At 69.8% G+C, this 12,304-nt stretch carries 11 protein-coding genes; 6 read left to right on the plus strand and 5 right to left on the minus strand.

Translation table 11 applies throughout. The features are described from left to right. Positions 1 to 27: 27 nt before the first annotated feature. Positions 28 to 819 (minus strand): AraC family transcriptional regulator, encoded by a 792-nt coding sequence (locus ACIQ7M_RS20305; RefSeq protein WP_386980653.1) that lies wholly within the window; start codon positions 817 to 819, stop codon positions 28 to 30. Between the two features lie 49 nt (positions 820 to 868). Here ACIQ7M_RS20305 and ACIQ7M_RS20310 point away from each other — a divergent pair, with 49 nt between their 5' ends. Then, entirely contained in the window at positions 869 to 1,393 is a 525-nt protein-coding gene (locus tag ACIQ7M_RS20310; RefSeq protein ID WP_403646111.1) for a DUF2000 family protein, read from the plus strand. Between the two features lie 124 nt (positions 1,394 to 1,517). Here ACIQ7M_RS20310 and ACIQ7M_RS20315 read toward each other — a convergent pair whose 3' ends face one another. After that, on the minus strand, positions 1,518 to 2,876 hold the full coding sequence (locus ACIQ7M_RS20315; RefSeq protein ID WP_403646114.1) for an MDR family MFS transporter: 1,359 nt from the start codon (positions 2,874 to 2,876) through the stop codon (positions 1,518 to 1,520). Positions 2,877 to 3,071: 195 nt separating this feature from the next. Between ACIQ7M_RS20315 and ACIQ7M_RS20320 the strand changes: the two genes are divergently transcribed. The 3 genes from ACIQ7M_RS20320 to ACIQ7M_RS20330 all read left to right on the plus strand — a co-directional run bounded on the left by ACIQ7M_RS20320 (position 3,072) and on the right by ACIQ7M_RS20330 (position 5,912). Next, entirely contained in the window at positions 3,072 to 3,833 is a 762-nt protein-coding gene (locus ACIQ7M_RS20320) for a phosphoglyceromutase (protein ID WP_355759792.1), read from the plus strand. A 702-nt stretch (positions 3,834 to 4,535) separates the two neighbouring features. Then, the gene (locus tag ACIQ7M_RS20325; RefSeq protein ID WP_403646117.1) at positions 4,536 to 5,069 is read left to right on the plus strand and encodes a SigE family RNA polymerase sigma factor; all 534 of its coding nucleotides are present in this window, start codon (positions 4,536 to 4,538) and stop codon (positions 5,067 to 5,069) included. Between the two features lie 9 nt (positions 5,070 to 5,078). Beyond that, entirely contained in the window at positions 5,079 to 5,912 is an 834-nt protein-coding gene (locus ACIQ7M_RS20330; RefSeq protein WP_403646120.1) for a hypothetical protein, read from the plus strand. A 630-nt stretch (positions 5,913 to 6,542) separates the two neighbouring features. Here ACIQ7M_RS20330 and ACIQ7M_RS20335 read toward each other — a convergent pair. Next, entirely contained in the window at positions 6,543 to 7,682 is a 1,140-nt protein-coding gene (locus tag ACIQ7M_RS20335) for a PucR family transcriptional regulator (protein WP_403646123.1), read from the minus strand. A gap of 87 nt (positions 7,683 to 7,769) precedes the next feature. On the opposite strand from ACIQ7M_RS20335, the gene ACIQ7M_RS20340 reads away from it, so the two are divergent. Continuing rightward, positions 7,770 to 8,825 (plus strand): ferredoxin reductase, encoded by a 1,056-nt coding sequence (locus tag ACIQ7M_RS20340; RefSeq protein WP_403646126.1) that lies wholly within the window; start codon positions 7,770 to 7,772, stop codon positions 8,823 to 8,825. A 7-nt stretch (positions 8,826 to 8,832) separates the two neighbouring features. Then, positions 8,833 to 9,951, plus strand: a complete 1,119-nt coding sequence (locus ACIQ7M_RS20345) for a fatty acid desaturase family protein (RefSeq protein WP_403646129.1) — start codon at positions 8,833 to 8,835, stop codon at positions 9,949 to 9,951. A gap of 959 nt (positions 9,952 to 10,910) precedes the next feature. Here ACIQ7M_RS20345 and ACIQ7M_RS20350 read toward each other — a convergent pair. Both ACIQ7M_RS20350 and ACIQ7M_RS20355 read right to left on the minus strand, forming a co-directional pair. Next, complete coding sequence (locus ACIQ7M_RS20350) at positions 10,911 to 11,603, minus strand: PA14 domain-containing protein (protein ID WP_403646132.1); 693 nt, start codon at positions 11,601 to 11,603, stop codon at positions 10,911 to 10,913. Positions 11,604 to 11,727: 124 nt separating this feature from the next. After that, positions 11,728 to 12,234 (minus strand): HAD domain-containing protein, encoded by a 507-nt coding sequence (locus ACIQ7M_RS20355; protein ID WP_386980610.1) that lies wholly within the window; start codon positions 12,232 to 12,234, stop codon positions 11,728 to 11,730. Positions 12,235 to 12,304: the final 70 nt, after the last annotated feature.

Raw genomic sequence — 12,304 nt, forward strand, 5'->3', positions numbered from 1 at the left:
GCCTGCGTCGGCCCGGACCGCCCCGGCTCACGACCGCGCGTACCGTCCCGGAGTCACCCCCACCAACCGCCGGAAGTGACGGGTGAGATGGGACTGGTCGTAGAAGCCGGTCAGGGCGGCCACCTCGCCCGGCGGGCGTCCGTCGAGGAGCAGGCGGCGGGCGCGGTCCACACGGCGGGACATCAGGTACTGGTGCGGGGCGATGCCGAACGCGCCGCTGAACGCCCGGACCAGGTGCGCCGGGTGGGCGTTCACGATCCGCGCGGCCTCGTCCAGGGCGATGCCCTCCACCACCCGCTCGTCGAGGAGTTCGCGCAGCCGGCGGGCGAGCGGCCGGTCGGCGGGCGGGAGTTCCGGCGCCGACCGGGGGACCAGCAGCCCGCGCAGCCGATCCGCGATCAGCGTCAGTCTGCTGTCGGCCTCCAGTTCGTCCCCGGGGCGGGCGAGCGCCGTGTGCACCTGGGCGACCCGGGCCCGCAGCACGGGATCCGCGAGATCGGGGCCGTCCACCGCGGGACCGATGAGGTCGTCGGCGAGGCGCGAGCCGTCGAGGTAGAGGACCCGCTTGCGGAAACCGTGCGCGGTGGCGGGCGCCCCGTTGTGCGGGATGTGCGGCGGCAGCAGCGTCACCGTGTCGCGCGGGGTGCCGTGCTCGTGCCGGTCGAGGTCGTAGCGGACGGCGCCGTCGTCGACGATCAGCAGGGTCCAGGCCTCGTGCACGTGCATCGGGTACGCGTACTCGGTGTAGTGCGCGTGAAAGACCTCGACGATGCCCGGGACGCCGGGGCGCCAGGCGGACGTCTCACGCTGGGGGGCCATGCAAAGAACGTACAAGACGACGCGGTACGCGGCTCGGCACTCTTCTCGCATGAGCAGCGAGACCGAGATGAACCCGTCCGGAGAGACCGACGTGAACCCGTCCGGAGAGACCGGGACGAACCCGTTGGGCGTCGGTGGCGCGAGCCTTCCGGACGTCGCGCCCGTGCGCTTCGACACCAAGATCACCGTCGTCCTGCGGGACGACCTGGAACCCTGGCAGCGGCTCAATGTGACTGCCTTCCTCGTCAGCGGCCTGGGGACGGCCGTCCCCGAGGTGATCGGGGAGCCGTACGAGGACGCCGACGGGGTCTCCTATCTGCCGATGTTCCGGCAGCCGGTGCTGGTCCTCGAAGCGTCGAAGGAGACGCTGACCGCCGCCCACGGCCGCGCGCTGTCCCGGGCGCTGCCGCGCGCGGTGTTCACCTCGGACCTCTTCGCCACGGGCAACGACCGGGACAACCGGGCGGCCGTACGAGCGGTGCCGACCGGCGAACTGGACCTGGTGGGACTCGCGGTGCACGGGCCCCGGAACGCGGTGGACAAGGTGGTGAAGGGGGCGCGGATGCATCCGTGAGGCGCGGACGTGTCCGCGGAGGGGATGTCCGGGCCGGTGCGAGGCCGGGCCGGGTTGTATGGGCGTGCCGAGGTGCCCGGGCATGCCGGGGTGTTTGGGCGTGCCCGGGCCCTCGGGCCGGGGCTCAGGCCGGGGTGACCCCGCCTGCGGCTGCGGCTCCGGCTCCGGCTCCGGCGCCCTGGGCCGGCTCCCGCGCGGAGCCGGGCGCGGACTCCCGTACAGGCGTCCGTACCGGCTCCGGCTCCCGTGCGGAGTCGGGGACCGATCCGGCCCCTCGGACGGACTCCTCCGCCGGGAGCCGTCGCATGAGCAGCCCGTACCCGAGGCCCGCCGCCGTGCCGACCACCGCGCACAGTCCCCAGAGCCAGGCCGCGCCGAAGCGGTCGATGACGACACCGGACATCACCGGGGCGACGAGCGAGGCCAGCGCCCAGGAGAGGGTGTACATGCCCTGGTAGCGGCCGCGCCCGTGGACGGGCGAGAGACGGACGACGAGACCGGTCTGCGTAGGCGCGTTGACGATCTCGGCGAGGGTCCACACGCAGACGGTGAGCGTGAAGACCCCGACCGACCCGGCGAAGGCGGTGAGCCCGAACCCGTACCCGGCGAGCAGTGAAGAGATCACGAGCAGCCACTTGGGGTCCCGGTGCTCGATGAAACGGCCGACCGGAATCTGGAGCGCGACGATCATGAAGCCGTTGACGGCCATCGCCGTGCCGTAGTCGGCCGGGGTGAAACCGGCCCCGCCCATAGCGATCGGCAGTCCCACGGAGCCCTGCTGGAAGACGAGGGCGACGAGGAACGACAGCCCGACCACGCTCATGAACCGTCCGTCGCGCAGTACGGTCCCGAGCCCGACCGCGGCCTCCGCCTCCTTGGCGGCCGGCACCGGCTTGGACTCCGGGAGCTTCGCGAAGACGACGAGCGCGCAGGCGAGGGTCATGCCGGCCTCGATGAGGAAGCCCGCGAGATAGCTGAACTCGGCGATGAAGCCGGCGCCCATCGAGGAGACGGCGAAACCGAGGTTGATGGCCCAGTAGTTGAGCGAGAAGGCGCGGACGCGGTCCTCGGGCCGGACGATGTCGGCCATCATCGCCTGCACGGCGGGCCGGGAGGCGTTGCTGGCCATGCCGACGAGGAAGGCGACGCCGGCGATGGCCACGGGGTCGTGCATGAAGCCGAGCAGCGCGACCGAGGCGGCCGTCGAGACCTGCGCGAGGAGCAGCGTGGGGCGCCGGCCGAACCGGTCGGTCATGACACCCGCGACGAGCGAGGAGATGACACCGCCGAGGCCGTGCAGGGAGGCGACCAGACCCGCGTACGAGGCGGAGTAGCCGCGGTCGAGGGTCAGATACAGGGCCATGAAGGTGGCGACGAACGCCCCGAGCCGGTTGACGAGTGTGCTCGTCCACAGCCACCAGAACTCGCGGGGGAGCCCTGAGACGGTCTCTCGGACAGCACGTCTCATGACGGCGGCAGGCATGGATCCCCCACGGATGTAAGCGGCTCGGGCGGTGCGCACAACTTACGAGTCGCCGGCCTCCGAGAGCCACTCGATTAACAGATGCCGTCAACTGAAGGGCGCCGGAGCGGGCGGGGGACGGCCGTCCGGGGGCTCCCGTGTCCGACTGATGGCCTAGGGAGCGAGGGGTCGCGGGGTTCGATTACGCTCGGAGCCATGGCCGACGCACCGTACAAGCTGATCCTCCTCCGCCACGGCGAGAGCGAATGGAACGCGAAGAATCTGTTCACCGGTTGGGTGGACGTCAACCTCAACGAGAAGGGCGAGAAGGAGGCAGTCCGCGGCGGTGAGCTGCTCAAGGACGCCGGCCTGCTGCCCGACGTGGTCCACACCTCGCTCCAGAAGCGCGCGATCCGCACCGCGCAGCTCGCGCTGGAGGCCGCGGACCGTCACTGGATCCCCGTCCACCGGAGCTGGCGCCTGAACGAGCGTCACTACGGCGCCCTCCAGGGCAAGGACAAGGCCCAGACGCTCGCCGAGTTCGGCGAGGAGCAGTTCATGCTGTGGCGCCGCTCGTACGACACCCCGCCGCCGGCGCTCGACCGCGACGCCGAGTACTCCCAGTTCGACGACGCGCGCTACGCGGCCCTGCCGCCCGAGCTGCGCCCCCAGACGGAATGCCTCAAGGACGTCGTCGTCCGCATGCTCCCGTACTGGTTCGACGGCATCGTCCCGGACCTGCTGACCGGCCGTACGGTCCTGGTCGCGGCCCACGGCAACTCGCTGCGCGCCCTGGTCAAGCACCTCGACGGCATCTCCGACGCCGACATCGCGGGCCTGAACATCCCCACCGGCATCCCCCTCTCCTACGAGCTGGACGCCGAGTTCAAGCCCCTCAACCCGGGCGGCACCTACCTCGACCCGGACGCGGCAGCGGCCGCGATCGAGGCGGTCAAGAACCAGGGCAAGAAGAAGTAACTTTCGCGATCATGCCTCTGACCTGCAATTACAGTGCAGGTCAGGGGCCTTCGGTCGTTCTGGGTCCTTGCTGGGCCCTCAAGCGCCGCGTCCAGCCCTCCGCGAGGGCTGGACGGCTTGAGCTCAGCAGCAGCGGACCAAACGCTCAAACGTGGCTGCGTAGCCGGCATCCCGAAGCCGTCTGCGAATCTTGTCCAGGGTGGGCGTGTCGAGTCAGCGCGTGCCCAAGGCCGCAAGTCATGGGCGGCCTGGGATGGTGCCGGCCATCCCACCCCCACCCGTGGCGACGCCGCCGCGCGGCAAACCTCCGAGGCCAACCGTCAGCGACCGACAGCGACAACCAACGACCGCCCGACGGCAGGTCAGTTGAGGTCATCACCTCGTTGACCAGCCCCAAAAACCGTGCCACTGACATCAATGCCTGACACCAACAGGCCCGGACAGCAACGGTCAGCGTTGGACCCCGGTGAACGGTCAGCCCGAGGCTACGGCCGGTTGGCCAACGCCGCCGACCCCCTTCAGGCACAGGCTCCCCGAGGTGCCGGTCGGTGCGGGGTGGTCGCTGCAGCACCGCCCGCAGCGTACGAAGCGAGAGTGCGTGTGAGGCAGCGCGAAAATTCGGTTTCAACCTTTGCTGGGCGGCGGCGCTCTACAGAGGGGTGACAGGACACAGCCCCTGACAGGCACCGGAAGGGAGAGCAGATGCCGCAGAACGGTCGAGGTTTCGAAGCGCCACAGAGATCCCAGGCGCCCGAGAGCTTCGAGGCCTTCGCACAGTCGCGCCAGGGATGGCTGTACCGGACCGCATACCTGCTGTGCGGGGACCCGGACACGGCCCGCGACCTTACACAGACCACGCTCGCCAAGCTTTTCCAGCACTGGGGGCGAGCGAGTGCAGCCGACTACATCGAGGCCTATGCCAGGACCGTACTGACCCGCACCTACCTCGCCGAGCGTCGTCGGCGGCTGCGGGACCTGCTGGCTCATTCCCACCCCGACCCCCGGCCGGCGCCCGACCACACCGACCTGCGGGTGACGCTGATGTCGGCACTGGCCGGGTTGCCCCCCAGAGCACGGGCCATGGTCGTGTTGCGGTACTGGGAGGACCAGAGCGTCGAGTCCGTCGCCGAGCTCTTGAAGTGCAGCGAATCCACGGTCAAGAGCCAGTGCTCACGCTCTCTGGCAAAGCTGCGCACCCAACTGGACGAAGCCCACATCTACGCCACGGGGAGCTGAGGAACCGCCATGAAGGACAACATCACCGAAGAAGACCGCCACAGCACCCTGCTGGTCCGCGATGCGATGGAGAGTGCGGTGGCGGAGCTGCCCTCGTTGCACGGCCTGGTGTCCGCCGCGGTCACCCAGGGCCGGCGCCGCAAGGCGCGTGCCCGTCTCGCGATCGCCGCCGGAAGCGCCTGTACAGCCGCGGCGGTAGCGGTCGCCGTCTTGACGCTCTCCGGTGGGGACGGCGCCCGCTCGTCGGTCCGTCCCGCCGCGACCTCGCCGCACGAGTCGCCCGGACCGATCCAGCCGAAGCCCTACCGCACACCGGTCCACATCTATTCGACGGCTCGGGAGGAGCAGCACCTGAAGGGTCTGACGGCGGTCGAGCGGACTCGACGGGCAGAGTTCCAGCAGAAGGCGGCAGTTCTGCTCGACCAGCTTCTGCCGGACACCGTCGGCCTGATCCGTCCGGTCTACTTTGACAAGACGCAGTACCAAGGCGAGACAGAAGACGGCAAGGTGTTCACCATCATCTTCTCCGTGCGGCCCCCCAGCAGTGGCCCCGCACCATGGCCTTGCTCCGGGAGCTTCAGGAACGGTGGAAGCTGTGAGAACGTCACCCTGCGGGGCGGTATCAAGGCCACGTCGCTCCGCATGTTCGTCAGATCGCCCGATGTCATGTCCACCGCGGTCACCTTCGCCTACGCGAACAGCGATGTCATTATCGACGTCTTCCCGGAAGTGGGCACCTCGGGTTCCTCCCCGATCACACGGAAGGAACTGCTGGCCGCCGCAGGCGACTCTCGGTTCCTCGACCTGGTGCGTGACGCCACCCAACTTCCCTCCTACAGATGACACACCACCCCGTAGGGCGCGCGTCAGGAGCGGTTGATCCGAACTTCCACCGGTGTTCCCGGCTCCCGTCAGATCGCGGACTTGGCACTCACGGGCAGCAGGCAACGCAACGGCCCCCGACCGTTTCTGCAGGTCAGGGGCCGTTCACCTGCGGTGGGCGTGGGATTTGAACCCACGGTGACTCGCGCCACGACGGCTTTCGAGACCGTGGACTGGGCAGGGGGCGGCGGCGGACGAACTCTGGAGCAAGGCAGACGCCCTTCCCCGGCTCCCATGCGGCCCAACTTGCCACAGTCGGTGGGAACGTGGTGCCGCCAGGCTGGGCCGTCTCTGGGCCGTCCGACGTTGCTCAACGGCGGCCAATGACGACCAATGTCGACCACCAGGCGCACGAGATCACCGCCGCCGAGCTGGGAAGCAGCAGGTCATCAAGATCTCCGGCAAGACCCAGGGCAGAAGAAGTAGAGGCCGCGATCACGCCCCCGACCTGCGCATACAGTGCAGGGCGGGGGCGTTTTCGTGGCTTGGGCCCCTCGCTCACGGCTCATCGTTCGCATCGAGGGGCCGTGGTCGGTCCGAGGCGCGATTCCTGGACCGCTCGCGGACGTGGTCGTGGACGGTCGACGTGCGTCAGCCGGTGCGGAGGCCGACCGCGAGCGTCAGTTCGAGGACCTGGTGTGGCGATGCGAGATCCGGAAACAGCTCGCGCAGTTGCGACATCCGGTACCGGACCGTCTGCGGGTGGACGAACAACGCCGCCGCCACCTCGTCCCGCCTGCCCTGGTGCAGCAGCCACGCCCGCAACGTCTCCTCCAGCCGCCGTGCGGTCGCGACGGGCAAGGTCCGCAACGGTGCGAGGGCTCGGGCACGCAGGTCCGCGAACGCGTCCACGTCGGCGCTCAGCACCAGCTCGGGCAGGTGGTTCTCCGTGTCGCGAATGTCGGAGGAGAGGGAGCGCGCGCGTACGGCTCGGGCGTACGAGGCGGACGCACGCGTCCATGGCCGGGCCGGGCCGACCACGGCGGTGCGGTCGGTCAGCTGCCGCAAGAGATGTGATCGGTCGGCGTCGGGGACGAGCAGCACCCCGGTGGCGTCCGGCAGATCGTCGAGGACGAGGGTGCTCGGGTCGAGCGCGCGGTAGGCGGGCCGGGCCTGGGCGGCGGGCAGCAGGACCGCGGTGAGCGAAACCGGAGTCTGCCACCCGGCCCGTTGCACGGAGGCCAGCAGGACGTCCGGGCTCGCGCCGGCGAGGAGGTCGCGGGCCAGGTGTTCCAGGTGGCGCTCGTGAGCCCGGCCCTGGGCGGCCAGTTCGTCGGCGTGGCCGGCGGCGCTCGCGGCGGAGAGCTCGTCGATGTAGGCGAAGGTCAGCTCGGCGAACTTGGCGACCTCGGCGGCGGGCAGACCCGCGGGTACGGCACCCGCTGCCAGGCATCGCCAGGCCACGCGGGCGCCGACGCGGTAGGCGCTGAGCAGGGCGTCCATCGAACGGCCGTCGCGCACCTCGCCGCGGCCCAGCTCGTAGGCCGCGTCGCCGCCGTCGCCGCCCGTGGCGTTTCCGCTCGCGAGGTCCAGGTAGTGCCCCAGGGCGGTGCGGACGGCTCGGCGGATGGTGCCGCCCATGCGGCCCGAAAGGGCGTTGGCGTAGGGAGGGACCTCGTCGATGATCGCCTGGACGACCTCGTCGGCGGTGGTCTTCAGCGCGGCCCGAAGCGCGGTGACCGTCGTCCTGTCCAGGGCCAGTTCGCTGGCCCTCCGGATTGCATGACTCACGTTTTTGTTCCCTGCGAACAATTCAGTCGACCAGATTCACGTCCTGCGGTCAGGACTTTACGCCCTGAGGCACAGCAAGCTGGGGTCATGACGAGTGCAGCCCTCCGCAGCAGGGCGTGGAAACTGCTGGAGATGGTCACGACGCCGCTGCTGCCGTCGGACTACCTCGACCTGGTCAGCCCGCTGCGTGCGGGCGCCGACCTGCGGGGGCGCATCGAGGCCGTGCACCCCGAGACGGGTGACGCCGCGACCGTCGTGATCAGACCGGGACGGGGCTGGCGCGGTCACACCGCCGGTCAGTACGTGCGGATCGGGGTCGACGTCGACGGGGTGCGCCTGTGGCGTGCCTACTCCATCACCTCGCCGACGAACCGCAAGGACGGCCGCGTCACGATCACCGTGAAGGCGATCCCGGACGGCAAGGTCAGCAACCACCTGGTCCGCAGGGCGAAGCCGGGCACGCTGATCCAGCTCGACCAGCCGACCGGTGACTTCGTGCTGCCGCGGGCCAAGCCCGCCAAGGTGCTCTACCTGACGGCCGGCAGCGGCATCACGCCCGTGATGGGCATGCTGCGCGACAGCGAGCTCGACGACGTCGTCATGGTCCACTGCGCGCCGCGGCCGCAGGACGTCATCTTCCGCGACGAACTGCACAGCCTGGTCGCGGACAAGAAGCTGCGGCTCACCGAGGTGCACACCGACACGGACGGCATGCTCGACATCACCCGTCTCGACGAACTCGTCCCCGACTGGGCCGGGCGCGAGACCTGGGCCTGCGGGCCCGCGGGCCTGCTCGACGCCGCCGAGAAGCACTGGAGCGAGCACGGCGTACCCGAGCGCCTGCACACCGAACGCTTCCGCCCCGGCATGGTCGTCGCCGGCGACGGCGGCGAGGTCACGTTCAGCGTCACCGGCAAGAGCGTCGACGCGGACGGCGCCACGCCGTTGCTGGACATCGGCGAGGCGGCCGGCGTGCTCATGCCCTCCGGGTGCCGGATGGGCATCTGCTTCGGCTGCGTCACCCCGCTCAAGGCGGGCGCCGTCCGCGACCTGCGCACCGGCGAGATCACCGAGGCCGAGCCGGGCGTCCTCATCCAGACCTGCGTGTCCGCCGCGGCGGGCCCCTGCGACATCGAACGGTAGGAGCACCTTGACCGCCATCGACCCCACCGCCCACCTGACCGCGGAGCAGATCGAGGAGCTCGGCCGCGAGCTGGACGCGATCCGCGACGAGGTGATCGCCGGTCGCGGCGAGAAGGACGCCGCCTACATCCGCAAGGTCATCTCGGCGCAGCGCAAGCTCGAACTGGTCAGCAGGGGAGTGCTGCTGTTCTCGCTCTTCCCGCCCGCGTGGGTGCTCGGCACCGCCGGTCTGTCCGTGGCGAAGATCATGGACAACATGGAGATCGGCCACAACATCCTGCACGGCCAGTGGGACTGGATGCGGGACCCGAAGATCCACTCCACCACCTGGGAGTGGGATCACGTCTCGCCGTCCGAGCAGTGGAAGCACTCGCACAACGAGCTGCACCACACGTACACCAATGTGATCGGCAAGGACAACGACCTCGGCTACGGCATCATGCGCGTCGACGAGGACCAGAAGTGGCACCCCTTCCACCTCGGCCAGCCGCTGTGGAACTTCCTCAACGCCTGCTTCTTCGAGTACGGCATCGCGGCGTACGACCTGGAGCTCGGCAAGAACCTGTCCAAGCGCCGCCGCAAGAACCCGGAGTTCCGTGAGCGGGCCAGGGCCGTGGGCCGCAAGATCCGCAAGCAGGTGCTCAAGGACTACGTGATCCACCCGCTGCTGTCGGGCCCGTCCTTCCTCCCCACGCTCGCCGCCACGTTCACCGCGAACCTGGTCCGCAACATCTGGACCCACTCGGTGATCATGTGCGGGCACTTCCCCGAGGGCGTGCAGGTCTTCGAGCGCAGGTCGATCAGGGGCGAGACGCGCGGTCAGTGGTACCTGCGCCAGATGATGGGCTCGGCGAACATCAGCGGCAGCAGGGCCATGCACTTCATGACCGGCAACCTGTCGCACCAGATCGAGCACCACCTGTTCCCCGACCTGCCGAGCAACCGGTACGCCGAGGTCGCGGTGAAGGTGCGCGCGCTGTTCGAGAAGTACGAGCTGGAGTACGTCACCGGGCCGCTGCCCAAGCAGGTGTTCTCCGCGTGGCACAAGGTCTTCCGGCTCTCGCTGCCGAACAAGAAGCCCAAGGTCAGGACACCGGACCGCGAGCAGGAGCTCGTCGCGGCCTGATGGCGGGCCTGCTGTTTCTGGTGGTCGGCTTCAGTTGTCGTCGGTCTTGTCCGTGGCCGCGGCGGGAGCCGATTCTGTGCCGTCCGGCATGACCGCGGTGACCCGGTAGTGATGCGCGATGCCCCCAGGGGCGCGCGTGTCCGAGTAGAAGCGGGTGCCGGCGCTCAGCGGGCTGCTGGTCAGCCGTACGTACGACGAGGTGTGGCCGTCCCACCGATAGACGTGGAATCCCGTCGCGCCGGCGCAGTCCTCGGCGTCACAGCTCCAGGTCAGCTCCGCCCACTCCTCGCCGATCGACCGCGCGGTGAGCCGCAACGGCGCGCCGGGTGGCGTCGGAATCGTGGGGGTGGCCAGGTCGAGTTCGGTCACGGTGGCGAAGGAGAAGGGTTCGCCCGTGTCGAACCGTGAGTTGCCCGACTCGTCGACGGCGACCACGGCGTAGCGCACGGTCTCACCGTCCGCCGGGGTCTCGTCGAAGTGGTAGGTGTCATCGCCGACGCCGTACCACTCCTCCCAGAGCAGGTAGTAGGTCCAAGTGCCCGCCGCGTACTCGCCCTTGTAGATCTGGTACTGCGCGATGTCCTCGCTCGTGCCCGGCTGCCACGTGAGTGCGACGCCGTCCTCTCGCGGGGTGGCGCGCACGCCTGTGACGGGAGCCGGTGCCAGTCCTTCCCGCGGGGCCACGGCGGAGGCCTTCACGGACTTCGCCGACTCGTTCGACTGGCGGTCCACGGCGGTGACCGTGTAGTCGTACTCCTCGTCGTGGAGCACGTACGGGTCGGTGTACGTGGCCGTCCGCACGTTGTCCTCCACGAGCCGGCCGTCCCTGTACACTTGATAGTGATGGACGTCCTCGCTGGGCGAGGCGGTCCAGTTCAGCAGGATGCCGCTGCCGGACACGGGCGAGGCCGTGAGACCGGTCGGCGGGAGCGGCGGGTGGTCGCCGCGGGTGGCACCGTCTACCGCCGACCGCGCGGACACGTTGCCTGCCGCGTCCACGGCCGAGACGCGGTACAGGTGGTGCAACTGTTCCCGGGCGCTGGTGTCCGTCCAGGAGGCCGCGGTGACCGTGGCGACCTTGCTGTAGACGGGGGCCGAGTCGTCGTCCATGATCTGGCTCGCCCGGTAGACGTAGTAGCGGGCGGCTTGACGGTGTCGACGGTCGCCGAAGTGCGGGGCGCGTAGCCGAACTTGACGTTGGCGGAGCCCGTCCACGCGACGAAGTCGACGCGGATGCTGTGACGGCCGGCCGGAACGGAGAGGTTGACGGTCTTGACCTGGGTCGTGGAGACGTTCTTCCACATGTCGACCTTGCGGGTGCCGTCGACGTAGACGCGGATGCCGTCACGGACGGCGATGCTGAAGCTGAAGGGTCCCCCGGAGCCGAAGTCGCGGGTGGTCTGCCAACGGACGCCGAAGTTGTCGCTGGGCAGGGTGACCCCGGCCGGGTCGCCGGTGCCGTAGTTCTCGTTGATCGAGGTGTCGCAGGTGGTCAGCCTGGGCGTACCGCTGAAGGTGGTGTTCGGGTGGTACGTGGCCTTCCACACGCCGTCCGCGCAGGTGACGGTGGCGTGGGCGGTGGCCGGCAGGGCAAGTCCCGCGGCGGCAGTGGCGATGGTGACGGCCGTGACGCGGGCAGCGCGGAAACGCATGTGCATGGGTATCGGTGGATCGCTCTCGTCATGGGGGCGTGGAGGACGGCGCCGAGCCACGGGGTTGGGGAGCACCGGCGCGAATGATCGGATGTCCGTGCGTCCGCTGTCAGCGGGTTTCCCGTCAGCGGCTCGGCGCGGTGGTGCGCAGCCAGTTGGTGAGGGTGGCGAAGTCGGTGCCGGTCAGACCCTCGGACGGGGAGACGCGGTGCAGCAGGGCGGGGCGCTCGTGCTGCGCGGCCACCCACAGCCGGTCCACGGTGCCGATCTCGTCGTCGACCCAGATGAACGGGCGGCCCTCGGCCCATTCGACGATGGGGCGGGTCTTCCAGTGCAGGCCCCGCGGGCCCGCCTCGGTGGCTTCGGGCCACTCCACCACAGGCAGCGCGGGCAGTCCGATCACTGGGCCCACCGACGCGTTCGCCTCCTCCATCCACGTCGTGGCCCACACCAGATCGCATCCGAGCGCCATCAGACGCGGGCCGACAGTCGGGTCGAGCCGCCTCAGCAGCGGGTTCCCCCCGTCGGGGAGTGCCTCGGAGTCGGAGCCGGAGGTTTCGGGGCGGGTGGGTGACGGGCCGAACGGGATCAGGGGGCCGTCGACGTCGAGGAAGAGGAGGGGGCGTTCCATCAGGTGCCGGGTGGTTCCCTTCTGCGCCGTCGGGGGCGGTGGGTAGCGTCCCCGACGGCGCAGTCAATCG

It is taken from the genome of Streptomyces sp. NPDC096324 (assembly GCF_044763015.1).
Lineage (GTDB): Bacteria > Actinomycetota > Actinomycetes > Streptomycetales > Streptomycetaceae > Streptomyces.